The organism is Natrinema sp. 74 (genome assembly GCF_046097095.1).
Taxonomy (GTDB): domain Archaea; phylum Halobacteriota; class Halobacteria; order Halobacteriales; family Natrialbaceae; genus Natrinema.
Genome location: NZ_CP175698.1, coordinates 3,330,851 through 3,356,372 on the forward strand (window position 1 = coordinate 3,330,851; position 25,522 = coordinate 3,356,372).

Here is a 25,522-nt window from a genome sequence, read left to right on the forward strand (position 1 = left end):
ACGGCGTCGCGGTCCGGTGCCTATTCCCTTCGTGGCTCCAATCCGAACGCATGGACGTCGACGTCGTCGGCCTCGCCGAATCGCTTCGCGCGGACGCAACGCGGACGAACGAGCGCCGTCTGCTGGTGCTTGCCGGCCCCCGAGAGCGCGGCTACGACGCCCTCGAGTCGATTCTGGACGCACTTTCCATCCCGATTACCGAGACCACGCTCGTCGGGCCCGACGATCGACTTCGCTGCGAGCAGCTTCTGCAGGCCAACGCGGGGGACCTCCTCGGCACGACGCGGGCGGCGGTCGCGATCGACGCCCACGACGAACTTCGGCCGAACGCGATCGGAAAACTCGTCGGAACGGTCGACGGCGGCGGTCTGCTGGTTCTCCTGACGCCGCCACTCGAGTCGTGGCCGGAGCGCCGTGACGGGTTCGACGCTTCGCTTGCCGTTCCACCGTTCGAACTCGCGGACGTGACCGGCCGTTTTCGTCGCCGTCTCGTCCAGACGCTGCGAGCCCACCGCGGGATCGCGATCGTCGACCTCGAGCGCGACCGACTCGAGGCCGACGGGCTCATCGAGTCGGCCCCGAGGCCGCCGACGGAGACGCCGAGTGCACCCGCCGACCGCCGGTTTCCGGCCGCCGCCTACGAGGCCTGCCTCACGGCCGATCAGGCCGACGCCGTCGCCGCCCTCGAGTCGCTGTTCGCGGCCGATCGGGCCGTCGTGCTTGAGGCCGACCGCGGCCGGGGCAAGTCCAGCGCGGCGGGGCTGGCTGCGGGCGCGTTCGCCGCCGCCGGCGAGGACGTCCTCGTGACCGCTCCTAACGCGCGGAACGCGACCGAACTGTTCGACCGTGCGGGCGAGCTCTGTCGGACGCTTGCGGGCGAGCGCGACGAACGCGAGCCGACGGTCGAGTCGCGGCGGATCGACACCGCTGCCGGTGGTGTCGTTCGATTCCTTGAGCCAAGCGCGGCCGCCGACGGCTGCGAAGCGGCCGATATCGTCATCGTCGACGAGGCCGCCGCACTCCCGGTCGCGACGCTCGAGGCGCTGCTTTCTGCCGACCGCGTCGCGTTCGCGACGACGATTCACGGCTACGAGGGGGCCGGCCGCGGCTTCTCGGTCCGGTTTCGGGACCGACTCGACGAGGACGGACGCGAGGTGACCGAGCGCACGCTCGTCGAGCCGATCCGATACGCGGCGGGCGATCCCGTCGAAGTATGGGCGTTTCGCGCGCTCCTGCTCGACGCTCGCCCGCCGGTCGAACCGCTCGTGGCCGACGCCGATCCCGGAACGGTCGCATATCAGTCCCTCGAGCCCGACGACCTCCTCGCCGACGATACCCTGCTCCGGGAGGCCTTCGGCCTGCTCGTCCTCGCTCACTACCGGACCGAGCCAAACGACCTCGCGCGCTTGCTCGACGCACCGAACCTCGAGGCGCGTGCGCTGATCCACGACGGCCACGTCGTCAGCGTCGCTTTGCTTGCACGGGAGGGGAACCTCTCGGCCGAAACCCGTTCGATGATGTACGAGGGCGGCCGCGTCCGCGGGAACATGCTGCCCGACGTACTGACGAGTCAGTTGCGCGACGAGCCGGCGGGCGAGCCGGCCGGCATCCGCGTCGTCCGTATCGCGACCCATCACGCCGTCCGGTCGCGCGGACTCGGCTCACGCTTGCTCGAGCGGATCGAAGCGGAGGTCTCGGACTCGGTCGACTGGCTCGGCACCGGCTTCGGCGCGACGCCCGGCCTCCTCGCGTTCTGGCGCGCGAACGGGTATCGAACGGTGCACGTTTCGACGACGCGCAACGACGCCAGCGGGGAACACTCCGCGCTCATGCTCGCGCCGACGAGCGACGCGGGGCGGGCGCTCCACGATCGCCACGCGGACTGGTTCGCCCGCCGGTTCGCTGCCCTCTGTTCAGACGCGCTCGACGATCTCGAGTCCGATATCGTCCGCGCAGTGCTCCGAAGCGTCGACGACGGGGCAGGACCGCCGCTCGCGCTCTCAGCACACGAGTGGCGCGTCGTCGCTGGGGCCGCCTACGGGCCGGGGCTGTTCGACGTCGATCCCGGCCCGTTCCGCGACCTCGTCGTGCGGTACTTCGTCGACGACCCCGACGACGTCGATCTGACCGCCCGCGAAGAGCGGCTACTCGTTTTACGGGCGTTACAGGCACGGGATTGGGACACCGTCGCCGACCGCCTCGAGTATCCCTCTACCGGACAGTGCATGCGGGCGCTCGGCGATGCGATCTGCCCGCTCGTGGACCGCTACGGTGGGGACGCAGCGCTCGCGGTCCGCAATCGGTTCGCCGACGAGTGATCGATTCGTCCCTCGCCGCTGGTCGAGCCGGACTGACTGCTCGAGAGAGACCAGACGTATCGTTTCGGGCCAGCCACGTGAGCAGCCCAAATCGTCAACAACCCCGCTCTCGAAATCGGATGGTCGATTCGCGAACCGTATCGAACGAGCGAACCGAACTCAGAACAGCCGCCGAAGCAGCCACTCCGGAGCCAGATCGAGGACCCCCGCAATCAGCCGCCAGCGCCGGGTGACGTAGGCGTGATTCCGTTTTTTGCGTATCGCGCGAGCGATCTGCTCCGCGGCCGTCTCTGGCGAACACTCCCAGAAGCCACCCAGCGAGAGCTTCGTGTCGACGAATCCCGGCTCGACGGTCGTGATCGTCACGTCCGCGTCCCGCTGGTTCTGTCGGTAGCGCAGCCCCTTGAGGTACGTCGAGACGTAGGCTTTCGATGCGTGGTACGCCGGCGCGTCGCCGTTGCCGACGTGGGCCGCGACGGAAGAGATTCCCACGAGGTGACCGTCGGTCGCGCTGGCGTGATCCGGCGTCTCCTCGAAGTACTCCATCGTCGCCGTCGCGATGGCCGCGAAACCGCGGACGTTGACGTCGATCGTTTCACGTTCGGGCTCCCACTCGAGGTCGCGATTGACGTGGGCGACGCCGGCGCTGATGACGACGACGTCGACCGAGGACATGGCCGCGGCGAGTTCGAACAGCCCCTCGCGGGCGTCTTCGGTGTCGGTGACGTCCATCGTCGCGACGTACGTCTTGGTCGGCAGCTCCGAGCCGATCCGGCGCATCCGATCCGTTCGGCGAGCCGCCATGCCGATCTCGTAGCCGGCGGCGGCGAGCCGGCGGACCAGCGCTTCGCCGATGCCCGACGACGCGCCGACGACGATCGCACCGCGCTGTTGGGTCATACCCACTCGTTCGGTGCATGATACCTAACAGTACTGAAGGCGGTACGCCTTTGCCGTCGTCAGCCGTCCGTACGCGTATGGTCGACGTCGTCACCGTCCTCGCGGTCGCGTTGCTCCTCGGTGGAATCGCCGGAGCGGTCGTCCCGATGGTTCCAAGCGGCCTCCTCTCGCTCGCCGGACTCGGCCTCTACTGGTGGGGGGCCGGATTCGGCGAACTTGGCCTCTTCACCTTCCTCGTCCTCGCGCTTATCGGCGTGACGGCAATGCTTCTCGAGTTCTTCGGCGGCTCGATCGCCGCTCGAGCCGGCGGCGCGTCCTGGCTGACCACCGCTGCCGCGGCCGTTGTCGGTATCATACTCATGCTCGTCACCGGCCCAGTGGGCCTGCTCGTCGGTCTCTTTGGGACAGTCTTCGCACTCGAGTACGTCCGGAAGGGGGAGATCGAGGGGAGCACGCGCTCGGCCGTCTACACGACGATCGGCGTCCTCGCATCGACCGCGGTTCAGGTGCTGCTGACGGCGTCAATCCTCTTTGGGTTCCTCGTGGGCGTCTTCCTGCTCTGAGGGAAACGCTGAAGTCGTGGGTGTCGTCCACACGGTTAATGGAGTGTTCCGAGGGCGACTGCGAGCGCCCCGCCGCGGTCGAGTTACACATCCCCTGGGACGAGAATCGGCTCGTCTGTGCCGCCCACGCCCGCGTGCTGGGGCGTCAGAACGGCGTCGTGGCCGATCCCGATCCCGACCGGGGAGACGCGTTGCTCGAGTGATACCTCGCGGAGAAGCGGCCGGCTCGACGGGGGATGGCCCTGCTCGAGTCAGGGATGTGCGTAGTACACGACCGTCTCCTCCTCGTCGCGGTGGTCTATTCTCGCGAAGCCGACGCGCTCGAACTGGACCATCTCGTCTGGCTCGAGGTCGCCGACGCCCGGTTCTGCGCGGCCGGTCACGTCGCCGTCCATCGTCCGCATGCGGACGGGGACGCTCTCGCTCGCGGGCACCCAGTGGACGACGTCGACGTCGCCCTCGCGGACCACGTCGATATCGTCGGCCGTGTACTCGAGTGCGCCCTCGGCGTAGCGGAAGCAGCCGAGTCCCTTGAGCCAGATGCGCTCGCCTGACTCTGGCACGTCTTCGGGCTCGAGCATGACCGAATCGCCGACGGGGATTTCGCGGACGCCGCGGTCTTCGTGGTTCGGATGGAGCGGCGGGTTCGCCTCGTCCGGCGGGCTCCCGTCGAGGGGGATCTGGTTGCCGTCGCGGACGAGGAAGCGCCGATCGGTCTCCTCGTCGATCAGGTCGCGGTTGGCCGCGTAGATCGAACTCATCGCGAGGTCGACGTCGCTGGTCGAGGTGCCCAGCCCGGTCATCGCCTCGACGATGGCCTCGCCGCGGATGCCACGCCGGCGCAGGCTCTTCAGCGTCGGCGCTCGCGAGTCGTCCCAGCCGTCGAGTTCCCCATCCTCGATCAGCCCGGCGATAGTCGAGGTGCTCACTTTCACGTCGTAGTCGTCGAGTTGGACGTGGCCCCAGTGGATCACCTCGGGGTACTCCCAATCGAAGTAGTCGTAGACGAACCGCTGGCGCTTCGCCGAATCTTGCAGGTCGATCCCGCGGATGATGTGGGAGATCTCGAGTAAGTGGTCGTCGACGCCCGACTGAAAGTCGAGCATGGGCCAGCAGCGGTAGTCGCTGGCTTCCTCGCGCGGGTGGGGCGTGTCGATCATCCGGAAGGCCACCCAGTCGCGCAGCGCGGGGTTCTTGTGCTCGATGTCGGTCTTCACTCGGAGGACCATCTCGCCGCTTTCGTACTCGCCGTCGATCATGGCCTCGAACTCCTCGAGGACGGTCTCGACTCCCTTGTCGCGGTGGGGGCAGGGCTCGCCCGAGTTCTTTAGTTCGGAGAACGCCTCGCCCGAACACGAGCAGGTGTAGGCCCCGCCCAGTTCGATCAGGTCGCGGGCGTGGTCGTAGTAGGTCTCGAGGCGGTCGCTGGCCCTGTAGATCGCGTCGGGCTCGAACCCGAGGTAGTCTAAGTCCTCGAGAATCGCATCGTAGGCCTCGAGATCCGGCCGCTTGGTCTCGGGGTCGGTGTCGTCGAACCGGACGCAAAACCAGCCGTCGTAGCGCTCGCGGTAGGTGCCGATGACCGCCGGCATTCGGGCGTGGCCGACGTGCCACGGACCGTTCGGGTTCGGTGCACACCGCATCCGGATCTCGTCGTAGTCGTCCGCGTTCGGCAGGTCGGGCAGGTCGTGTTCATCCTCCTCGTCCTCGGCCTCGATCTCGGCGAGTTCCTCGGGGGCCAGTTCCTCGAGCCGTTCGCGTTTGTCCTCGTAATCGAGGTCATTGACCCGACTTACGACCCCGCCAACGACGCCCGGGATCTGATCACCGTGTTCGCGGAAGTCGGGGTTGTCGCCCATCAGCGGCCCCATGATCGCGCCCACGTCGGCGTCGCTCTCGTGTTTCACGGCGTTTAACAGCGCGTGCTTCTCGGCCTCGCGCTCGATGCGCTCGCGTAACTCGTCGTTCATTACCGAGCGGTATTCGCGCCCGGCCCAAAACCCTCGCGATTCGCGGCCTCTTCCGTCGCGTCAGCCCTCGAGATCCTCCTTGTAGACCCGCGTATTGAGGACGTTGCTCATGAGGATCATTGCGGCCGAGTCCGCGGCGGACATACGCTCGGATTCGTTGGTGCTGTTGCCGCTCTCGGTCCCGTTGCCACCGTCGGTACCGTCGGCGCTGTCCGTCTCGGCCGTTTCGTTGCCACCGTCGCCCGAACTCCCCGTAACGGCCGCGTTGTATCGCTTGCACCACTCCGTTTTGACGCCCCAGCCGCGGGCCTGGCCGTCGAACGGGTCCACGACTTCCGCATAGAGCATGCCGACGTCCGCGTCGTTTTTCACGAGGTTTGCATTGTAGACCGTCGTGATGATCTCGATCTCGGTCGTCGAATCGGACTCGCTCTCCGCGCTCGAGCGGTATCGCAACACCAGATCCGAACCGTCCCAGCGGAGCGATTCGACCGGAATGTCGTTCCGTTCGACGAGCGTGTAGAACTCGCCGGGCGTGCCCTTGCGCGGCCGGCTCGGCTCTACGGGTTCGATCTCGTTCGACGGCGACGTTCCGAGCAGCGAGCCGACACAGCCCGCGGTCGCGGCCGTTCCGGCCGCCGCGGCCGTCCTGAGGAACCGCCGCCGGGAGCGACCCGCGGCCGGGTCTCCGGAGGAGTCGTCAGTCATGTCCACCGCTCGGGACGGTATCGGCAAAAAGACCCGGACGATATCGAACAGTGAGTTCGCCCGCTACTCGCAGACGGCTCGCGAGAACCGACAGCGCGACCGCTCGAGCAGGATCGACCGAAAAACGAAACGAACCGGCTCGTCGGCCGCTCGAGCGTCAGTAGCCGCGCTCGATCAGGTAGTGGCCGATCTCACAGAGGAGGTCGCGGGCCTCGTTGTCCGGCAGGACTTCGAGTCGCTCTTTCCCCCGTTCGACGAGGTCGCGAGCGGTGTCGTTAGCGTAGGAGATCGAGCCGGCCGCCTCGAGTTCGGCGACCGCGTCGTCGATCTCGGCCTCGGTGACCGCGTCGACGTCGTCGGTGTCGACCAGGTTCTCGACGTCGACGCCCTGCTCGCGGGCGTGGACGGTGATCAGTGTCTGTTTGTTCTCGACGAGGTCGCTGCCTCGCTGCTTGCCGAGTTGCTCGCTGGGGACGGTGAGATCCAGCACGTCGTCCTGGATCTGGAACGCGCGGCCGATGTCGAGGCCGTAGCCGTAGAGCGCGTCGATCGTGTCGTCGTCGGCTCCCAGCAAGATCGCAGGGAGACACGCGGAGGCGGCGTACAACACGGCGGTCTTTTGCTCGACCATCTCGAGGTACTCATCAGGCGAGACGTCGGTGCGCTCCTCGAAGGTGACGTCCAGCGACTGGCCCTCGCAGATCTTCGTGCAGGTCGTCGCGAGGACGTCGAGCGCTTCGACGATCCGATCGGGGTCGGCTCCCGTCTCGAGCATGATCTCGAAGGCCTTCGAGTAGAGCGTGTCGCCGGCAAGAATCGCCGTCTCGACATCGTATTCCTTGTGAACGGCGGGGACGCCGCGCCGGAGGTCGTCGTCGTCCATGATGTCGTCGTGGATCAGGGTGAACGACTGGATGACCTCGACGCTGACGGCTGCGGCCATCACGTCGACCGCGTGTCCGTCGTCGAGCGACGTAAACGACCGATACGCCGTCGACAGCGGCTCGACGTCGGTCAGTGCCTCCGCGGTCGTCAGTAAGACGGCGGGTCGCAGCCGCTTGCCGCCCGCGTCGAGCAGGTACCGCGAGGCTTCATAGAGCCGCTCGGGCCGCTTGATCGGCAGCTCCTCGGGGATCGCTTCGTTGACTTGCTCGCGGCGCTGCCGGACCGCCTCGAGCACCGCCTCTTCGCGTGCCTCGGGGCTCGTCATATCAGTCGACTAGCTGGATGAGGTTCCCGTTGCGCGTGACGTGGAGGTCACGCCCCATCTTGTAGCCCTCGCTCTCGCAGAGGTTGACGTAGCTCGAGAAGCCGCTCATGTCCTGGTGGGCCGGAATGACGTGCTGGGGCTGGAGCGCGTCCAACATCTCGTAGTGGCCTTCCTGGTTGAGGTGACCGGAGACGTGGATGTCGTCGTAGACCCGCGCGCCCTGCATGCCGAGTAGCTTCTCGGCCTGGTAGCGCTGGCCTTCGTTGGTCGGTTCCGGAATGACGCGGGCAGAGAAGACGACCTTGTCGCCGTCGTCCAGTTCGTAAGGCGTCTCGCCGCGGGCCATCCGGGTGAGCATCGCGCGGGGCTCGCCCTGGTGGCCGGTGACGACGGGCAGGTAGTCGCCTTTGCCCTCGTTCATGATCCGCTTGAACGTGCGGTCGACGGACTTGCGGTGGCCGAACATTCCCAGATCGGTGGGGAAGTCGATGAAGTCGAGCCGTTCGGCGGTGCCTGAGTACTTCTCCATCGAGCGGCCGAGCAAGACCGGCTGGCGACCGATGTCATCGGCGAACTCGACGAGTGACTTCACGCGAGCGATGTGGCTCGAGAAGGTGGTGGCGACGATGCCGCCGTCGTAGTCCTCGAGGCTATAGAGGACGTCGCGGAGGTGTTCGCGGGCGACCTTCTCGGAGGGGGTGCGCCCCTTCTTATTCGCGTTGGTACAGTCCTCGATGTAACAGAGGACGCCGTTACCCTCGCGGCCGATCTCGCGGAACCGCTCCATGTCGATCGGGTCGCCGATGACCGGCGTGTGGTCCATGCGCTTGTCCAGCCCGTAAACGACCGCGCCTTCGGGCGTGTGCAGGACGGGATTGATCGCGTCGATGATCGAGTGCGTGACGTTGACGAACTCGAGGTCGACCTTGCCGGAGTCGCCGATCGACATCGTCTCGCCGGCGTCCATCTTGACGAGGTCGTTTTCGACGCCGAACTTCTGTTCGCCCTCGATCTGCTGTTTGACCAGTTCGATCGTAAACGGCGTCGCGACGATCGGCGCGTCGTACCGGTGGGCCAGTTTCGAGATGGCACCGATGTGGTCTAAGTGACCGTGGGTGGGGACGATCGCCTGCACGTCGCCCTCGAGGTCGCTCATGACCCGGTCGTCGGGGATCGCGCCCATGTCGATCAGGTCTAAGCTGTGCATCCGTTCGGTTTCGACGTTGTCGTGGATCAGGACCTGCGAGAGGTTCAGACCCATGTCAAAGATGACGACGTCGTCGCCGGCGCGGACGGCGGTCATCTGCCGTCCGACTTCTTCGTAGCCGCCAATGGTTGCGATTTCGATTTCCATGGTTCGTAGCACTGAAAGCCGCGTTATGGACTCTCATTGAAACGGTCCGCGGACTCCCGGTTGTGCGGCCCCGGCGTCTTACAGCGCGTCGGCCATCCCGCTATGCGTTCGGACGACGGCCGACCCGTCGACGGCCCACGACATCGTGGACCCCGAACGCACTTGCCCGCGGGTTTCGCTATCTCAGTGTACACGTCCGGGTGTTAAAAACGCAGCGGGTTGGTCGTCGGGACAACAGCTTTGCTCGTGAGTCACTTGAGCGCGTGAGGACTGCCGACTCACACCGTCATGACCGCTTTCGGCATCGTAATTCATTTCCCGGTCGCCTCGAAACCGGTGGGCAGCAACCATGCTTTCGGAGGGCTCGCCGTGTACGTAATCATCGTCGGGGCCGGCGAGGTCGGCCGATCGATCGCCGCTAATTTAGAAGACACCCACGACGTCGTCATCGTCGACCGCGACGCCGCCGTCACCGAGGAACTCACCTACTCGCTTGACGTACTGACGATCCACGGAGACGGGACCGATCTCGAGGTGTTGCGCGAGGCCGGTCTAGCGGAGGCGGGGCTCGTCATCGCCTGTACGGACAACGACGAGACGAACGCGGTCGTCTGCGGCGCGGCGAAGGCCGTCACCGACGTGTTCACCGTGGCACGGGTTCGACGACGGACGCTGCTCGAGACCTGGCAGGGGTCACAGGGCGCGTTCGGCGTCGACTTCATGGTCTGTACCGATCTGCTGGCCGCTCGGACGATCTTTCGCATTTCGGGCCTGCCAAGCGCCCACGACGTCGACACGTTCGCCGGCGGCCTCATCCGGATGGCCGAGTTCGACATCCCTGCTGACAGCCCGATCGCGGATCAGACCGTCAGGAAGGCCGACTGCTATGACTCGCTTACCTTCGCCGCGATCTTCCGCGACGACGAGATGATCGTGACCCGCGGCGATACGATCATCCGAGGCGGCGACCGGATCGTCGTGATCGGCAGCCCCGATTCGATCAACGACTTCGCCGACGAGGTCGCCACGATGCCGGACGACGCGGAGGAGGTCGTTGTCGTCGGTGCCAGCGAGATCGGCTTCCAGGCCGCCCGCGAGTTCGAAGACCACGGCTTTCGCCCGCGGCTGATCGAACGAGATCCCGACCGGGCCCGCGAAGTCGCCGAAGCGCTTCCGAACACGATGGTCATGCAGAGCGACGCGACCGACGCCGACTTCCTCGCCCGCGAGCGCGTCGACGAGGCCGACGTTGTCATCGCCGCCCTCGACAGCGACGAGAAGAATCTGCTGGTCTCCCTGCTCGCCGAGCGCCTCGGCGTCGACCGTACCGTGGCCGTCATCGAGACCGCCGAGTACGCCGACCTCTTCGAAACCGTCGGCATCGACGTGGCGATCAACCCCCGCGAGGAGACCGCAGAAGAGATCGTCCGCTTTACCCGGACCGATCACACCGAGAAGGTGGCGATGCTCGAGCACGACCGCGCGGAGGTCATCGAGATCGAGGTCGGCGTCGACAGCGCCCTCGTCGGCGGGAACATCGCCGCTGCGACGAACGACCTCCCCGCAGGCGTCGTCATCGGCGCGATCTCTCGCGGCGGCGACCACATCACGCCCCGCGGGTCGACGACTGTCCAGCCCGGCGATCACGTGATCGTCTTCGTCGACGCGGCGGTACTCGACGAGGTCATCGAACTGATCTGATTCTCGAGCGGTTCGACCGGGCGTTTGTCGCCGGCTGTGAGCCGTTACGACCGCCTTCGAACGCCCCGGTACAGGACGTACGCGACGAAACAGAGCAGGTACGCGACCGCGATCACGGTCGTAAGCGGCGACCGACCGTCGACCGCGATGAGGGCGATGAGCACCGGACCGACGAGCAAGAGCCCGTCGAAGACTCGATCTTCGGCACCTGCTTCGAGGAGGTCACCGACGATCGGCACGTCGCTCAGGGTCATCGGTACAGTCCCCCGCGACTGAAGACTGTCCGAAGCGTCACCAGAATGGGGATGATCTCGAGACGGCCGATCCACATGTTAAAGAGGAACATGATTTTTCCGACCGCCGGCAGCGAGTCAGGACCGGTGATGCCGGTCGAGAGGCCGACGTTCCCCTGTGCGCTTGCGATTTCGAAGATGACGTTCTCGAGCGTGTACTCGCCCTGTGGTAGTATGACGAGGAGGACGAACGTACCGACGGCGAGAAACAGCAGCCAGAGGACGGCGATGATCGCCGCCTCCTCGAACTCCCGGCGCATCTCGCGCTCGTTGAGGCGGCGACCGTTGATTCGCAGCCGGCGGACGGCCGTTTCGGGGTAAAAGACGTCCGCAATTCGGAACCGGATTCCTTTCAGCAGTGTGAGCACTCGGATGAGTTTGATTCCGCCGACCGTCGAGCCGGCTGCACCGCCGACGATCATCCCGATCGTCACGGTGAGCTGTGCCTGGGCCGGCCACCGGCCAAGCGCCACGTTGGTCGTGTCGACGGCGGTCTGGAAGCCGGCGCAGGTCGCCGCAGAGACGAACTGGAATGAGCTGTACCGGAACGCCGTGAACAGGGAGTCGTACGTATCACTGACGTACACGAACGCGGTGAGCGCGAGCGTGCCGAGGGTCATATAGAGGAACACCCAGCGCGTCTGCAGGTCCGCATAGAAGTTTCGCAACTCGCCTTGCAGGATGAGGTAGTGGACCGGGAACGCGATACTGCCGAGCAACATGATCGGGAGGAGCGCGAAGTCGATGGCCGCACTGTCGTAGGTGGCGATTGAGTTGTCGGTAATCGAGAAGCCGCCGGTCGACAGGCCTGTCATCGCGTGGTTGATCGCCCCCCAGAGCGGCATGCCGGCGACCCACAGCAGGAGGATCGAGACGAACGTAAAGAGGATGAAGATCCACCAGATCGTCTGGACCGTCGAGACGATGCTCGGGTGGATCCGCTCGGATCGCGCCTCGCTCTCGTAGAGGGTCAACGAGCCGCTGCCGGGACGTGCGAGGATCGCCGTCGTGAGGACGATTACGCCGACGCCGCCGACCCATTCGATGAACGACCGCCACCACTGTAAGGTGCGTGGCAAGACTTCCTCGTTGTCGGTCATCGTCAGTCCGGTTCCCGTAAAGCCGCTCATGCTCTCGAAGAGCGCGTTTAGCGGGTCCATAAACGCCGCGAGCGTCTCCGTCTGCGGCGGGGTCTCGACGATCGGGAGTCCGAACTCGGCCGTCCACGCGATGAGGACGAACGGGAGCGCGCCGAAGATTGCGACGCAGAACCATCCTATCGCGGCGATGATCATCCCGTGTAGCTTCCCGGGCTGGGCCGCGTTCCGAAATCGGGCAGTCAGACCGTAGCCGATACCAAACGGAATCAGCCCGGAGACTGCCACTGCCGGCATCGTCCAGTATTCGCCCCAGACGAGTGGGACGAGCAACGAGACGAACAGCAACCCGGCCAGCGCCTGAAAGATCCGCCCCAGGTCCCTGCTGATCGTCTTCGTCGCCTCGTTCATAGATCGCTCCCCGTCGGTCGAGCGTTCGACGGCGCGGCGGTGTCCCGGCGGCCGACTCGAGTCCGTATGCTGGCCGAGATTCGACGGGTTCGGATCGGCGGCCCGTTCACAGCGATCATCATCTCGCTCGGTCTTCCTCGTGGCCGAACACGTCGGTGAGTTTCGGCGTCGCCCCGAACGCCGAATACACGGTCAACAGATCGCCGGCTTCGATCCGCGTGTTCCCTCGCGGTGTGATTGGCGGATCGTCCTGGTCGCGTTCGATCGCAACGACGAGTACGTCTTCGGGGAGTAAGTCCTCCTCGGCCGCTTGGGTGAGGGTCTCCCCGGCGATCGGCGCGTTCTCGGCGACGTGAATCTCGAACACCTCCGCCTGCTCGCCAATTCGCATGTAGTCGACGATCGCCGGACGGGCGACCGCCCGGTAGAGGTACTCGGCGATGAGTTCCTGTGGGTTCTCCATCGTGTTGACGCCGATCTGGCGGAACACGTTCATGTGCTCTGGGTCGTGGACGACCGAGACGATCGACGGAACGTCGTGTTCCTGTGCGAGCAGGCAGACCATGATATTGGTCGCGTCACGGTCGGTCGTGCTGATCAGCGCGTCCGCTCGCTCGATGCCGGCATCCGTAAGCGCCTCGTTGGCCGTCGCATCGTCGTTGAGTACCAGACAATCGTATTCGCCGGCGACCCGATCCGCCCGCTCGGCGTCGTTCTCGATGACGACGACTTCGTTTCCCGAACGGGTCGCGATATCGATCAGCGGCATCCCGATATCGCCCGCTCCGACGACGATGATATACATTCTGGTCGATGTTCTCACCTGATCGTTGAAAAAATACCGTTTCGAGGACACCGACATCGGTCGGGATCGTCGTTCGTGTAGGCAGCGGATACTCGTAGTCGGATGCTCACGAGTACCGATACCCGTTTCGTCGACAGGCGTCGGAGCTCGACTCCGAGTCAGTTGACCGAATGCAACTCCGTTTCAGGGCTGCTCCGGACCACTCTCGGCTCAAGACGCCCTCGAGCGGAAGTCATGATGGATTAATACGACCCGACGGAAATGGCGAGACAGACCGTGTCCCGACGTGCCTACACAGATGAGGTGTCGCCATGAGGCTCCGGACCGACTGGCGCGCCAGCGTGGCGCTGGTCGGAACCCTCCTAAAGTATCTCGCCGTACCGCTTGTGGTTCCGATCGTCGTGGCACTCATCTACGGGGACCCCCTGGTTCCGTTCGTCGCGACGATCGCGCTCACGATCTCCGTCGGCTACGCCCTCGAGCGACTCGAGCCCGATCCCGACTTACAGGTCCGCGAAGCGATGCTGTTCGTCGCAATTTCGTGGCTCGCGGTCGCCATCGTCGGCGCAGTGCCGTACGTCATCGCCGGATGGGGAACCGAATCGACGCTCGTCAACCCCGTCAACGCCCTCTTCGAGTCGATGTCCGGCTTCACGACGACGGGGGCGACCGTCCTTGGTGAAATCTCACTTGAGCGCCACTCTCACGCCGTGATGATGTGGCGACAGCTCACGCAGTGGCTCGGCGGCATGGGAATCATCGTGCTGATGGTCGCGATCCTCCCGGAGATCGCCGTGAGCGGCGCACAGCTCGTCGAGTCGGAAGCGCCGGGCCCGGAGTTACAGAAGCTCACGCCGCGAATCGCCGAAACGGCACGCATCCTCTGGCTCGTCTACTTTGCGTTCACCCTCGTCTACATTGCGATCCTCTATGGCTTCCATCTCGCGGGGATGGCCCCCGAAATGGGTCTCTACAACGCCATCGCACACGGATTTACGACGCTGCCGACCGGCGGGTTCTCGCCAGAGGCTGAAAGCGTCGCGGCCTTTTCGGCGGCCGTACAGTGGACCGCCGTCCCCTTCATGATCATCGCCGGGACGAACTTCGCCCTGTTCTGGCACGTCTTCAGCGGCGAGGGACACCGCTTCGTCCAGAACTCCGAATTTCGCGCGTACGTCAGTGCGATCGCCGCGCTGACGGTGTTACTCGCAGGAATCCTCTACGCTGGTGCGGCACCGGCGCTTGGCGACCTCGGCGGCGTGACGGAGGGGATCCTCGAGAACTCGCTGCGACAGAGCGCGTTCCAGATCGCGTCGCTGTTGACCTCGACCGGCTACGCGACCAGCGACTTCATCGATTGGAGTTCGACGGGCAAGATCGTCCTCCTGTTCGCCATGCTCGTCGGCGGCTGTGCGGGCTCGACCGGCGGGGGCGTCAAAGTCGTCCGATGGCTGATCATCTTCAAGGTGTTGCGACGGGAGCTGTTTACCGCCTCTCATCCCGAGGTCGTCCGGCCGATTCGGCTCGGTGGCAACATCGTCGATGAGGACGCCGTCCGCGGCGTGCTCGGGTTCTCGTTCATGTATCTGATCATCTTTGCCCTCGCGACATTCGCCATCGCACTCGACGTCAGCCGGGCCAACGCAATTCCGCATTTCTCGTCGCTCGAGGCGTTCAGCGCGAGCCTGGCGACGCTTGGCAACATCGGTCCCGGGTTCGGTCACCTCGGCCCGTTCGGTAGTTACACGGACTTTCCGATCCCCTCGAAGCTCCTGATGATCTTCCTCATGTGGATCGGCCGGCTCGAGATCATCCCCGTCCTCGTCCTGTTCACCGGCGGGTTCTGGACCCGCTAAGGGGTCGCCGCGTCGGTCGTTCTCTCGGGATCAGTCGATCGTCGTTCCCGGCTCTGCACCTTCGAGAAACGCGTCCAGCGACTCGAGCCCGAAGATCGACGCCTCTGCCTCGAGGTCAAGCAGCGTCTGCACTTTCCCGGCCATTCCGCCGGTCACGTCGGTCGCGTCGCTCGCTCCGAGTACGTCGGTGACGGCGGCGAACTCGTCGATCCGATCGATCACCGCGTCGTCTGCGTCCAGTACGCCGGGCACCGTCGAACAGAGACCGACGCGGTCCGCCTCGAGTGCACGGGCGAGGGTCGCGACGAGCTCGTCGCCGCTGATCACCGTTGCACCCGCGCCGGCGTGGGCGATCACGTCGCCGTGGAGGACGGGCACGAACCCCTCCGCGAGCATCGTCTCGATCTGTGCGATCGGCAGCTCGAGCCGCCCCTCGGCGTCGCGGTGGGCCGCCGAAAAGGGGTGGACCGGGACCGCCTCTACGTCGCGCTCGAGCAGCCGGCTCAGTACGAACCGGTTCAACGTCTGCATCGCACCGTGGATGTCGAGCACCGCGTTCGCGTCGCGGGTCCCCGCGGTCGTACTGACGCCGTGTTCGCTGGCGTTATGATGACCGAAACTGCCGCCGCCGTGGACGATCACGAGATCCTCGCGCCCGTCCTCGAGTGCCGCTGCGATCCCGTCGGCCGCCCGTTCGAGGGCGTCGCCATCGAGCGTCTCCGCGCGATCCTTCTCGGTGATGACGCTGCCGCCGAGTTTGAGGACGATCATTCGAGGCGACACACCCCCTCGTCGGCGAGTTCGGCGCGAAAGGTGTCCTCACAGCCGGGCGTAAAGGACAGAGCCGTTTCGGTCTCCTCGGTCGGGTCCAGCGCGACGATACAGCCGCCCCCGCCGGCTCCGGTCAGCTTCGCGCCGCGTGCGCCGGCGTCGCGGGCCGCCCAGACCATCGTATCCAGCGAGCGAGAAGAGACACCGAGTGCCGACAGCAGGCCGTGATTGAAATCCATCAGTCGCCCTAGTTCTTCGATGTCGCCGTCCGCGAGCGCGTCCTCGCCGTTTCGAACGACATCGCCGATTGCTTCGACCGTGCTCGCGGCGAAGTCGTATTCCTCGCGCAGGTCGCGGACGCCCGCGACCAGCCGGCCGGTGTCGCCCGCACCGCCGTCGAACCCGATCACGATCGGCAGATCGGGGGCCTCGATCGAGCGGCAGTCGTCGCCCTCGACGCGGACCGCGCCGCCGGTCGCCGAACAGAACGTGTCCGCTCGCGACGCTTGTCCCTCCTGTACCTGGTGTTCCGTCCGATAGGCTCGCTCGGCGAGTTCGTCGGTCTCGAGGGTGACGCCGAGTTCGCGGGCCGCGGCGTCGATGGCGGCGACGACGACCGCTGCTGACGATCCCAGGCCGGCACCCAGCGGAATGTCGCTCTCGATCGTCACGTCGAAGCCGACGTCGTCTGCGCCGGTTACGTCGCGGACCTGCTCGATCGCGCCGTCGACGTAACCCATGGCGGCGCTGATCAACGACTCCGAGACGTCGACGTCCGGTCCGTTCCCCGCCACCCCGTCGTACTCGACCGTAAAGCCGTCCAGACTGAGATCTTCGGCGTGAACGCGGAGCTTGCCGTCGTCACGTCGCTGTACCTCGACTCGCGCGCGCCGCTCGATCGCACACGGCACGGCGGGTTCACCGTAGACCACCGCGTGCTCCCCGAACAGATACACCTTGCCGGGAGCGCTCGAGAGTGTCATGGCGGGCCGTTCGAACGACGACGATTAATAGCTGTCTGTGTCGCCGCTGGCGCGGGCCATCGTCCCGGCCCGGGCTGTGGTCGGACTTTAAGGCGTTGTGCTCGAACGTCGCTCGTATGTCACTCATCTTGCCAAGCGAACTCGTCGTCGACCGGTTTCTGCCGACGGTGCGGGCGATGCTGGCGACTCGTCTCGCCGAGCGAGGGCTGACCCAGCAGGAGATCGCCGCGGAGCTCGGCGTCACACAGGCCGCCGTCAGCAAGTACGTCGCCGGCGAAGGCGGCGGCGACGACCGATTTCGGGACGATCCCGAGACCGTCGCGACCGTCGACCGCATCGCCGACGGGCTCGCAGGCGGCGAGATGGACGGCTACGACGCGCTCGCGGAACTCCTCTCGCTCGTCCGCAGTCTCGAGGACCGCGGCCCTATCTGCGAGCTGCACGAAGAGGTCATGCCGGAGCTACGCGGGCTCGGCTGTGATCTCTGCGTTCGCGGCCTCGATCCCGACGTGCGCGCCGAACGAGACGTGCTCGCGAACGTCCGCACCGCCGCACGGACCCTCGCGTCGATCCCCGGCATGGCCGAGGTCATCCCGAACGTCGGCACCAACGTCGGCATGTGCTTGCCCAGTCCCGACGACGAGACCGACGTGGCCGCGGTGCCCGGCCGCATCTACGCTATGGGCGGTCGGATCGAGATCCCAGCCAACCCCGAGTTCGGCGCGTCGAAACACGTCGCAACCGCCGTCCTCGCCGCCAACGCCGTCGACCCGGCCGTTCGCGGGGCGACGAATATCGCCACCGACGACGAACTGCTCGCGGCCGCACGTGAGCGGGGGATCGAACCACTCGAGTTCGACGCCGACTACGAGGACCGCGCCGACCACCTCCGAACCCGGTTCGAGGAACGCAGAACGGTTCCCCGGATCGCGTACCACAGCGGCGCGTTCGGCATCGAGCCCGCCACGTACGTCTTCGGCTCGACGGCCGCCGACGCAGCCGATCTGGTCGCAGAGTTACGCTCGAAGCACCGACGCGCCGATCGGTGAGTTCGCCCTCAAGGAGCCACATCTGACCGCCGAGTCGAAGTCCAGGCCGGGCTCGTGTGCGCCCGATCCGGCAATAACTGCCGACCGATTACGGCGAGCGCAATTCCGTCCGCCGTACAGGGGTTTCGAATCTGTCAACTGACAAACTTCCGGGTCAAAACAGTTGTGCGCACCGCTACTGTGTGGCGGCCGGTGGTCCGATCCCTGCTCTCGTCGGTATTCCCCCACAACTGAGAGCGAGGGTGCGTCCGGACGCGATAGCACGGCGGTCCGTCGTTACAAAACCGGTAATAATGCGCCGTCACTCGCTTTGTTCGCCCGATGGACGTAATCGTCACGATCCAACACGGGGGAAACGTTCACTTTTTCAAACACCTCATACGAACGCTTCGGGGCGCAGGTCACGATGTCCACGTTTTCGCTCGAGAGGCCGAAGTCGTGAGTTCTCTCCTAGAGTCTTACGACATCGATCACGAACTCCTCTGTAAAGAACCGGAGACGCTGTTCGACCTCGGACTGACTCAGATCCGATACGAACTGCGTATCTTCAACCGAGCGCGCGCGATCGACCCGGACTACATCATCAGCAGCCACGGGATCGCCGCCTCTCACGTCGCCACGCTCGTCGGCGCAGAGAGCCTCGTCTATATCGACACTGAGACGAGCATCAACCACGGAAACGCCCTCACAACTCCGTTCGCAGACCGCATCTATACACCCTCGAGTTTCAACGAGGACATCGGCGACGACCACGTTCGGTACCCCGGCTACCACGAACTCGCGTACCTCCATCCCGACCGGTTCGAACCGGATCCGGACCTCCTTCGTCGAAACGGGGTCGAGCCCGACGATCGGTACGCCGTCGTTCGCCGCGGCGCGTTCAACAGCAACCACGACATCGGCAAAAGCGGGATTTCCGCAACGGGGTGTCAGCGGATCGTCGACGATCTCGCGCAAGACGGGACGGTGTACGTATCCGACGAGAGCGGCCGTCCGCTCCCGGCAAACGCCGATCCGATTCCCGTCGAACCGGCGAACTTCCACCAGTTGCTCGCCTTCGCCGACCTCGTCGTCGGTGACGTCGCCACGACGACGATGGAGGCCGGCGTCCTCGGCACGCCCACCGTTCGCATCAGCCCATTCGCCGGTTCCGCGGACATGGGGAAGTTCCTCGAACTCGAGGAGTACGGCCTCATCGAATCGTTCCCGGTAGACCGCGAAGACGAGGCGATCGAAACCGTCGAGCGCCTCTACCGCGATCCCGCTGCAGCTACCGTCTGGGCGGAGCGCCGAGAGCGGCTCCTCGAGGCCAAAGTCGATGTCACCGAGTACGTCCTCGAAGAACTCCTCGACGAGGCGGACCTCGAGGAACTGCGCGAGACGGAGCCCGAACCGGTCACGCTCGAGCGACGGCCAGCCGATGACCGACAGCCCGACGAGCCAATTCCAAACTCATGACCTCTCTCCGCGTACTAAGCCTCACGACGACCGACTGGCGAAGCTTCTACGAAACCCAGGTCGCGGCACTCGAGTCCGAGGGGATCGAGGTGACGACGCTCCCCGTCCCCGGCGACCACCGGGCACTCGATGACGACGTTCGTCGCCGAACCCCGGCCGACTACCTCCGATACCTCCCACAGGTACTTCGCGAGGCCGCCACCGGCTACGACCTCGTCCACGCAAACTACGGCCTCACCGCGCCGTTTGCCGCCGCGGCATCGGCACTCCCGACGACCGAGTTGCCGTTCGTCTGCACCCTCTGGGGCGGCGAGTACGTTGGCAATCGGTACACACCGGTAATGGAGCCGTTCGTGTCGCGTGCGGACCGTCTCGTCGTCCCGTCGAACGTCATGGTCGACCGCATCGACCATCGCTGTGACGTGATCCCATTCCCGATCGATACGGCGCTGTTCCGACCGATTCCCACGGACGAAGCACGCGGGTACGTCGGCTGGGACACCGACGAGCGAATCGTCCTCTTCCCGTACGCGCCCTCGCGCGAGGAGAAAGACTATCCGCTGGCGAAACGCGTCGTCGACGGACTCGAGTGCGACGTTACCCTCCAGACCGTCGCTAATCGGCCCTACGAGGACGTTCCGTACTATCTGAACGCCGCCGATGCCGTCCTGATCACGTCTCGGTTCGAAAGCGGACCGATGACGATCAAGGAAGCCACCGCCTGTAACGTTCCGGTCGTCTCGCGCGATGTCGGCTTCGCTCGAGACGTGCTCGACGGCGTTTCGAACTCCCACGTCGTCGACGACGAACACGCCCTCCGAGCGCGGCTGGCCGACGTCCTCGCGACCGACGAGCCCGCGGACGGACGCGAACGGATCACCGGCTATACCGCCGCCGAGATGGGGGCGCGCCTGCGTGGCGTCTACGAGCACTGTCTCGAGGCCGGAGCCGCATAGCTCGCGCCGGACCCGATCACGTCGGCTCGAAACCCGTCGCTACAGTCGATGGCAGCGAGAAAACGAACAGTGCAGCGTCGAATCGAACGCGTTAGACCGTGCTCTCGAAGTCCTCGAGCGAGTAGGACGGCTCGGCACCGCGGCGGTCGAGGACTTCGTTGGCGAGCAGCCAGTAGACGACCGAGAGGGCCTTGCGACCCTTGTTGTTCGTCGGGACGACGAGGTCGACGTTACTGAGCTGGTTGTTCGAGTCACACATCGCGATGACCGGGATACCGACCGTGATGGCCTCCTTGACGGCCTGCGCGTCGCCGATCGGGTCGGTGACGACGAGCACGTCCGGCTCGATGTAGCCGTCGTACTTCGGGTTCGTCAGGGTGCCCGGGATGAAGCGGCCGGTGCGGGCGCGTGCGCCCACGGCTTCGGCGAACTTCTCGGCCGGGAACCGACCGTACTGGCGACTCGAGGTGACCAGAATCTGCTCGGGGTCGTAGTTCGAGAGGAAGTCCGCGGCCGTGCGGATGCGGCCGTCGGTCTTCGAGACGTCGAGCACGTAGAGACCGTCGGTTCGGACGCGGTGGATGAACCGCTCCATGTCCGCGGTCTTTTGCTGGGTCCCGATGTGGACGCCAGCGCCGAGGTAGTCCTCGACGGGGATCAGCAGGTCCGCCTCTTCGTCGGACATGACGTCGTCGTCGAGGGTCGGACCGGTATCCTCGGCGTCGTCGGCTGGTTCGGCGTCGGCCGCGGGTGCTCCCTCGGCGTCTGCGGGCTGTTCGTCAACTGGCTCGACGTCCTCCTCGGCGGCGGGGCCGGCCCCTTCGGCCGGCTCCTCGTCGATGTCTTCCTCGGCGGCGTCGAGCCCTTCCTGGGTTGCGTCGTTGTCTGTCATGTCGCGTCGTCTGCGATTCGAATGAGCTCGTTGAGCTTTGCGGTTCGCTCGCCGCCGACGGCACCCGTTTTGATGTAGGGCGCGTCGGTCGCGACGGCGAGGTGTGCGATCGTCGTGTCCTCGGTCTCGCCCGACCGGTGAGAAACGACTGAGTCGTAGCCGTGCTCGGTCGCGAGTTCGATCGCGTCGAACGCGTCCGTTAGCGTCCCGATCTGATTCGGCTTGATCAGGATGCTGTTGGCCGCGTCGCGGTCGATCCCCTCGCGGAGTCGGTCGGTGTTGGTGACGAACAGGTCGTCACCGCAGATCAGCGTCTGATCGCCGACTCGATCGGTGAGGTCGGCGAAGGCGTCGTAGTCGTCCTCGTCGAGGGGATCCTCGACGTAGACGAGGTCGTACTCGTCGACTAACTCGGCGATGTACGCGATCTGCTCGTCGGTGTCGCGCTCACCGTCGCTGTACTCGTACGTGCCGGAATCGGCGTCGTACAGCTCCGCGCCGGCGACGTCGAGCCCGAACTTGATCTCGAAGCCGACCTCGTCTTCGACTTGCGAGACGGCCTCGTCGACGATCTCGAAGGCCTCGCCGTCGTCGATCGACGGTGCCCACGCGCCCTCGTCGCCCTTGCCACAGGGGTGGCCGCGCTCGGAGAGCAGATCGGACACGGCGGCGTGGACGGCCGCGTTGGCGAAGACTGCGTCCGTGACGCTGGGTGCGCCGACGGGTGCCGCGAGGAACTCCTGAATGTCGGTCGCGTCGGCGGCGTGTTCGCCGCCACCGACGACGTTGCCGAGCGGGACCGGGAAGCTCTCGCCGCGGAACGTCCCGCCGAGGTGCTGAAACAGCGGAGCACCGAGCACGTCGGCACCGGCCTTCGCGGCGGCCATCGAGATGGCGACCGCGCTGTTGGCACCGATCTCCGAGAAGTCGTCGGTGCCGTCGGCGGCGTGGAGCGCCGCGTCGACGTCGCGCTGGTTGCCAGCGTAGACCTCACCGACGAGTCGGGGGACGGCGCGCTCTCGAGCCGCGGCGATCGCCTCGGACGGTGGGCGCTCGACGGCCTCGTACTCGCCGGTGCTGGCACCGCTGGGTGCCGCGGCGCGTCCGAAACCGCCGCTTTCGGTCACCACGTCGGCCTCGACCGTCGGGTTGCCCCGCGAGTCGAGAATCCGGCGCAGTCGGACGTCGGTAATGAGCGTCATTTACGGTCGTACCCCCGCTTGACCGTGAACGGAAGCACGCCCGCGTCGTACTCCTCTGCGGCGATGAGGATCGGCTGGGTCTGATCGGTCTCGATCAGCACCGGTGCGCCGTAGGAGACCTGTAGCGCTCGCGCGCCGAGGATGCGTGCTTTCTCGTAGCGGTTGTGTTGTTGCTGTTGCATTGGTTACTGGTACGGAGAGACGATGTCGACGAGGTCGGTGTGACTGACGAGCATGCGCCGGCAGCAGTAGCGATCGACGCCGAGTTCGTCGAGGACCTCCTCGGGATCCTCGTCGCCCTCGTTTGCCCGCTCGTCGAACTCTTCCCAGTGTTCGGCGACCACGTTGCCACAGGTGAAACACCGGACCGGTACCATCATGATTGAATCACCTTAGCGGTAGGACTTCTGGTAGCGCGCCCGAGCGCCCGGGCCGCCCCACTTCTTCGGTTCGGACTGGCGGACGTCGTTGACCAGCAACGAGCGGTCGAACTCCATGAACGCGTCCCGGAGCTCGGCGTCGTTGGTGTGCTGGACGATGCCACGCGCGATGGCGGTGCGGACGGCATCGGCCTGCCCGCTGATGCCGCCGCCCTCGACGCGGACGTCGATATCCATCTCGCCGCGCAGGTCCTCGCCGACGATGCGGAACGGCTCGAGCATTTTGAGCCGGGACATCTCCGGTTCGACCAGCTCGACAGGCTGGGAGTTGATTCGAACGCGACCCTCGCCCTCGCGAACCGTGGCGCGGGCGACGGCCGTCTTCTTCTTGCCGCTCGTGTTGGTTACCATGTGACGTTAGCACCTAACTGTTCGGACACTTCGTGCAGGTGGACGAAGCGGATGTTCGACAGCCGATCCAGCGACGTCCCCTCGAGCACCTCGGACTCGCGGTCGTCGTCGTTCTCGTAGGGGTTGCCGACGTAGACGCGGACGCCGTCAAGCGCCTCGCGACCGCGCGGTTTCTTGTACGGCAACATTCCGCGAACGGACCGCTTGAAGATCGTGTCCGGTCGCTTGGGGTAGTATGGGCCGCTGTCCGAACCCATCTGCAGCCGCGTGCGGTACGTCTCGAAGATGTCTTCTTTGTCGCCGGTGATGACCGCGTCCTCGGCGTTGACGATCGCGACGCGATCGCCGTCCAGCGCGCGCTGGGCGACTTCGCTGGCGACGCGACCGAGGATGCAGTCTTGGGCATCGACGACGAGATCTGCGTCGAACTCTGCGATACTCATCGGATCACCCGGACGTTGGATCCGTCGGGGTTCGCTTCGAGCGCCTGCTCGAGCGATACCGGCTCGCCGACCTGTTCGATCTTCGTCTCGGCGGACGAAGAGAAGTTGACGGCGGCGACGGTGACGTTTTTCTGTAGTGCGCCCGATCCCAGCACCTTGCCGGGAACGACGACGGTCTCTTCTTCACGCGCGTACCGCTCGATGCGGCCCAGGTTCACCTCTGCGTGGGTGCGCCGGGGCTTCTCGAGTCGATCCGCGACGTCTCGCCAGACATCGGCGTCCGTCTCGCGGGACGTCGACTTCAACTCGGCGATGAGATCGTTGAGCCTCGGATTAGTCTTGCTACTCATTGGTTTCCTCCAAATACTGCAACCGCCCGCCGAGACGAGGAATTGTCTCTGCGAGCGCGGTCGGAATCGATCTGTAAGAAGTGATGCAGGGAGCAGGATTTGAACCTGCGGACTCCTACGAGACAGCGCCCTGAACGCTGCGCCGTTGGCCTGACTTGGCTATCCCTGCTCGCACTTCCGTCTATCCGTCGCCCCTTCAAACCCCTTTCGATTCCGATGGACGTGCGATCGCCGACCTCGTCGCTCACGGCGTCGGCGAGCGGCGCGTCCTGTTCGGGTCGGGGGCGTCGGTGCATTGCTATAGCTGTACTGCCTCTTCGAGTTCAGTCGCACGCGCCGCGATCGTTTCCGCGGCTCGCGTGACTAGGTCCTCGACGGTAAAGGAGCCGTCCGTCTCCACGTGGAAGACGAAGGCGTTTGGCACGTCCTCGACCCGGACCTGCTTGCCCGGATAGCGGTTCGAGAGGTCGTGATCGAACTCGCTTGTCGGAACGAGCTCGCCGTCGTCTTCTACCACACCGCGGATGATCCGGGTCTCTTGCTCCTCGAACTCGGGGAGGTCACCGTCGACCTCCACGCGCTGGAGATGACGGTAGCCGACCGCGACCCCGCCTTGGTGTTTGGCGTGGTCCTTGCCGCGGTCGAGAACGGCGTCGGCCTCGGCCTCGAGGCGCTGGCCGTCTTTGAGTTCGATGATCGGGACGTTCTCGTCCGCGGGACGGACGAGGTCGTCGCTAGAGACGAGATCCCCGGAATAAGCGGTGGCCGGCCCTTCGACGTCGATCGAGAGCGTGACGGTGTCGTCCTCGTCGAACTCGCCAACTGGTGGCGTCGTTAGCGGAACGAGTCCGAGCCGTAAGGCGAGTTGCTCGTCGAACATGACCGACGAGTTCTCGACGAACCGGACGGTGTCGACCGCCATCGTTGGCACGTCGGCGACCATCGCGCGACGGATGCCGTTGGCGAACGCGGGCGTCACGCCGCGAACGAGGAATCGTGCTTCCCGATCCTCGCGTTCGACGAACTCGACGTCGTACGCTGCAGTCATAATCTAGTAGCCGCCCTTACCTTTCGGAGCGCGCGATCCGTCGTGTGGGATCGGCGTGACGTCTTCGATGCGCCCGATCTCGATGCCCGAGCGGGCGAGTGCGCGGATCGTCGCCTGCGCGCCGGGACCGGGGGACTTCTGGAGGTTGCCGCCGGGGCCGCGCACGCGAACGTGCAGACCCGTAATGCCGGCAGCCTTGACCTCCTCGGCGACGGACTCGGCCATCTGCATGGCCGCGTACGGCGACGCCTCGTCGCGGTTTTGCTTGACCGCCGTCCCGCCGGAGGACTTGGCGATCGTCTCCGCGCCCGTGAGGTCAGTCACGGTCATGACGGTGTTGTTGAACGATGCGTGCACGTGGGCGATGCCCCATTTCTCGTCGTCTTGGCTCAT

General features: G+C 65.6%; 26 protein-coding genes, 1 tRNA gene and 1 pseudogene. 8 read left to right on the top strand and 20 right to left on the bottom strand.

Annotation, left to right across the window (positions count from 1 at the left end; translation table 11 throughout):
- Positions 1 to 50: 50 nt before the first annotated feature.
- Positions 51 to 2,318: a tRNA(Met) cytidine acetyltransferase TmcA gene (gene tmcA / locus ACJ70B_RS16575; RefSeq protein ID WP_408958099.1), complete on the top strand. Its 2,268-nt coding sequence runs from the start codon at positions 51 to 53 to the stop codon at positions 2,316 to 2,318.
- 159 nt (positions 2,319 to 2,477) lie between these two features.
- On the opposite strand, the gene ACJ70B_RS16580 is transcribed toward tmcA, so the two are convergent.
- A complete protein-coding gene (locus tag ACJ70B_RS16580; protein WP_408958100.1) occupies positions 2,478 to 3,218 on the bottom strand; it encodes an SDR family NAD(P)-dependent oxidoreductase in 741 nt (246 codons plus the stop codon).
- Positions 3,219 to 3,295: 77 nt separating this feature from the next.
- On the opposite strand from ACJ70B_RS16580, the gene ACJ70B_RS16585 reads away from it, so the two are divergent.
- Entirely contained in the window at positions 3,296 to 3,781 is a 486-nt protein-coding gene (locus ACJ70B_RS16585; protein ID WP_408958101.1) for a DUF456 domain-containing protein, read from the top strand.
- A gap of 38 nt (positions 3,782 to 3,819) precedes the next feature.
- Positions 3,820 to 3,984 carry a hypothetical protein gene (locus ACJ70B_RS16590; protein ID WP_408958102.1) on the top strand — a complete coding sequence of 55 codons (165 nt, stop codon included), beginning with the start codon at positions 3,820 to 3,822 and terminating at the stop codon, positions 3,982 to 3,984.
- A 48-nt stretch (positions 3,985 to 4,032) separates the two neighbouring features.
- Here the strand turns inward: ACJ70B_RS16590 and ACJ70B_RS16595 are convergent, their stop codons facing one another.
- From ACJ70B_RS16595 to ACJ70B_RS16610, 4 genes are all read right to left on the bottom strand, one after another.
- Entirely contained in the window at positions 4,033 to 5,751 is a 1,719-nt protein-coding gene (locus tag ACJ70B_RS16595) for a glutamate--tRNA ligase (RefSeq protein ID WP_408958103.1), read from the bottom strand.
- A 60-nt stretch (positions 5,752 to 5,811) separates the two neighbouring features.
- Positions 5,812 to 6,459 (bottom strand): twin-arginine translocation signal domain-containing protein, encoded by a 648-nt coding sequence (locus ACJ70B_RS16600; RefSeq protein ID WP_408958104.1) that lies wholly within the window; start codon positions 6,457 to 6,459, stop codon positions 5,812 to 5,814.
- Positions 6,460 to 6,616: 157 nt separating this feature from the next.
- Positions 6,617 to 7,669: a geranylfarnesyl diphosphate synthase gene (gene idsA3 / locus ACJ70B_RS16605; protein WP_408958105.1), complete on the bottom strand. Its 1,053-nt coding sequence runs from the start codon at positions 7,667 to 7,669 to the stop codon at positions 6,617 to 6,619.
- 1 nt (position 7,670) lies between these two features.
- On the bottom strand, positions 7,671 to 9,023 hold the full coding sequence (locus ACJ70B_RS16610) for an RNase J family beta-CASP ribonuclease (RefSeq protein WP_408958106.1): 1,353 nt from the start codon (positions 9,021 to 9,023) through the stop codon (positions 7,671 to 7,673).
- A 369-nt stretch (positions 9,024 to 9,392) separates the two neighbouring features.
- On the opposite strand from ACJ70B_RS16610, the gene trkA reads away from it, so the two are divergent.
- Positions 9,393 to 10,724 (top strand): Trk system potassium transporter TrkA, encoded by a 1,332-nt coding sequence (trkA, locus tag ACJ70B_RS16615; protein WP_408958107.1) that lies wholly within the window; start codon positions 9,393 to 9,395, stop codon positions 10,722 to 10,724.
- A 44-nt stretch (positions 10,725 to 10,768) separates the two neighbouring features.
- Here trkA and ACJ70B_RS16620 read toward each other — a convergent pair whose 3' ends face one another.
- From ACJ70B_RS16620 to ACJ70B_RS16630, 3 genes are all read right to left on the bottom strand, one after another.
- On the bottom strand, positions 10,769 to 10,978 hold the full coding sequence (locus ACJ70B_RS16620) for a hypothetical protein (RefSeq protein ID WP_408958108.1): 210 nt from the start codon (positions 10,976 to 10,978) through the stop codon (positions 10,769 to 10,771).
- On the bottom strand, positions 10,975 to 12,525 hold the full coding sequence (locus tag ACJ70B_RS16625; protein ID WP_408958109.1) for a TrkH family potassium uptake protein: 1,551 nt from the start codon (positions 12,523 to 12,525) through the stop codon (positions 10,975 to 10,977). The genes ACJ70B_RS16620 and ACJ70B_RS16625 overlap by 4 nt, the downstream gene beginning before the upstream one ends.
- A gap of 118 nt (positions 12,526 to 12,643) precedes the next feature.
- Entirely contained in the window at positions 12,644 to 13,330 is a 687-nt protein-coding gene (locus ACJ70B_RS16630) for a potassium channel family protein (protein ID WP_408958110.1), read from the bottom strand.
- 311 nt (positions 13,331 to 13,641) lie between these two features.
- Here ACJ70B_RS16630 and ACJ70B_RS16635 point away from each other — a divergent pair, with 311 nt between their 5' ends.
- Positions 13,642 to 15,186 (top strand): TrkH family potassium uptake protein, encoded by a 1,545-nt coding sequence (locus tag ACJ70B_RS16635; RefSeq protein ID WP_408958111.1) that lies wholly within the window; start codon positions 13,642 to 13,644, stop codon positions 15,184 to 15,186.
- A 30-nt stretch (positions 15,187 to 15,216) separates the two neighbouring features.
- Here ACJ70B_RS16635 and ACJ70B_RS16640 read toward each other — a convergent pair whose 3' ends face one another.
- Both ACJ70B_RS16640 and mvk read right to left on the bottom strand, forming a co-directional pair.
- Positions 15,217 to 15,957, bottom strand: coding sequence for an isopentenyl phosphate kinase (locus ACJ70B_RS16640; protein WP_408958112.1), 741 nt, complete (start codon positions 15,955 to 15,957; stop codon positions 15,217 to 15,219).
- Positions 15,954 to 16,943 (bottom strand): annotated as a pseudogene (gene mvk / locus ACJ70B_RS16645) (mevalonate kinase); the annotation flags it as partial. The gene ACJ70B_RS16640 and the pseudogene mvk, both read right to left, overlap by 4 nt.
- A 113-nt stretch (positions 16,944 to 17,056) precedes the next feature.
- Between mvk and ACJ70B_RS16650 the strand changes: the two are divergent.
- The 3 genes from ACJ70B_RS16650 to ACJ70B_RS16660 all read left to right on the top strand — a co-directional run bounded on the left by ACJ70B_RS16650 (position 17,057) and on the right by ACJ70B_RS16660 (position 20,403).
- A complete protein-coding gene (locus tag ACJ70B_RS16650; RefSeq protein WP_408958113.1) occupies positions 17,057 to 17,989 on the top strand; it encodes a thiamine-phosphate synthase family protein in 933 nt (310 codons plus the stop codon).
- A gap of 321 nt (positions 17,990 to 18,310) precedes the next feature.
- Positions 18,311 to 19,447 carry a DUF354 domain-containing protein gene (locus ACJ70B_RS16655; RefSeq protein ID WP_408958114.1) on the top strand — a complete coding sequence of 379 codons (1,137 nt, stop codon included), beginning with the start codon at positions 18,311 to 18,313 and terminating at the stop codon, positions 19,445 to 19,447.
- Positions 19,444 to 20,403, top strand: coding sequence for a glycosyltransferase (locus ACJ70B_RS16660; protein ID WP_408958115.1), 960 nt, complete (start codon positions 19,444 to 19,446; stop codon positions 20,401 to 20,403). The genes ACJ70B_RS16655 and ACJ70B_RS16660 overlap by 4 nt, the downstream gene beginning before the upstream one ends.
- A gap of 91 nt (positions 20,404 to 20,494) precedes the next feature.
- On the opposite strand, the gene rpsB is transcribed toward ACJ70B_RS16660, so the two are convergent.
- The 10 genes from rpsB to ACJ70B_RS16710 all read right to left on the bottom strand — a co-directional run bounded on the left by rpsB (position 20,495) and on the right by ACJ70B_RS16710 (position 25,522).
- Positions 20,495 to 21,295, bottom strand: coding sequence for a 30S ribosomal protein S2 (gene rpsB / locus ACJ70B_RS16665; RefSeq protein ID WP_408958116.1), 801 nt, complete (start codon positions 21,293 to 21,295; stop codon positions 20,495 to 20,497).
- Positions 21,292 to 22,497, bottom strand: a complete 1,206-nt coding sequence (gene eno / locus ACJ70B_RS16670) for a phosphopyruvate hydratase (protein ID WP_408958117.1) — start codon at positions 22,495 to 22,497, stop codon at positions 21,292 to 21,294. The genes rpsB and eno overlap by 4 nt, the downstream gene beginning before the upstream one ends.
- The gene (locus tag ACJ70B_RS16675; RefSeq protein ID WP_092931150.1) at positions 22,494 to 22,679 is read right to left on the bottom strand and encodes a DNA-directed RNA polymerase subunit K; all 186 of its coding nucleotides are present in this window, start codon (positions 22,677 to 22,679) and stop codon (positions 22,494 to 22,496) included. Before ACJ70B_RS16675 ends, eno begins: the two co-directional genes overlap by 4 nt.
- 3 nt (positions 22,680 to 22,682) lie before the next feature.
- Positions 22,683 to 22,877 carry a DNA-directed RNA polymerase subunit N gene (locus ACJ70B_RS16680; RefSeq protein ID WP_408958118.1) on the bottom strand — a complete coding sequence of 65 codons (195 nt, stop codon included), beginning with the start codon at positions 22,875 to 22,877 and terminating at the stop codon, positions 22,683 to 22,685.
- A gap of 12 nt (positions 22,878 to 22,889) precedes the next feature.
- Positions 22,890 to 23,288: a 30S ribosomal protein S9 gene (locus ACJ70B_RS16685; protein WP_090614065.1), complete on the bottom strand. Its 399-nt coding sequence runs from the start codon at positions 23,286 to 23,288 to the stop codon at positions 22,890 to 22,892.
- Positions 23,282 to 23,731 (bottom strand): 50S ribosomal protein L13, encoded by a 450-nt coding sequence (locus ACJ70B_RS16690; RefSeq protein ID WP_408958119.1) that lies wholly within the window; start codon positions 23,729 to 23,731, stop codon positions 23,282 to 23,284. The genes ACJ70B_RS16685 and ACJ70B_RS16690 overlap by 7 nt, the downstream gene beginning before the upstream one ends.
- Positions 23,728 to 24,081, bottom strand: coding sequence for a 50S ribosomal protein L18e (locus ACJ70B_RS16695; protein ID WP_408958120.1), 354 nt, complete (start codon positions 24,079 to 24,081; stop codon positions 23,728 to 23,730). Before ACJ70B_RS16695 ends, ACJ70B_RS16690 begins: the two co-directional genes overlap by 4 nt.
- An 84-nt stretch (positions 24,082 to 24,165) precedes the next feature.
- Positions 24,166 to 24,250, bottom strand: a tRNA-Leu gene (locus tag ACJ70B_RS16700).
- 129 nt (positions 24,251 to 24,379) lie between these two features.
- Positions 24,380 to 25,129: a DNA-directed RNA polymerase subunit D gene (locus ACJ70B_RS16705; RefSeq protein ID WP_408958121.1), complete on the bottom strand. Its 750-nt coding sequence runs from the start codon at positions 25,127 to 25,129 to the stop codon at positions 24,380 to 24,382.
- 3 nt (positions 25,130 to 25,132) lie between these two features.
- A complete protein-coding gene (locus tag ACJ70B_RS16710) occupies positions 25,133 to 25,522 on the bottom strand; it encodes a 30S ribosomal protein S11 (protein WP_006182145.1) in 390 nt (129 codons plus the stop codon).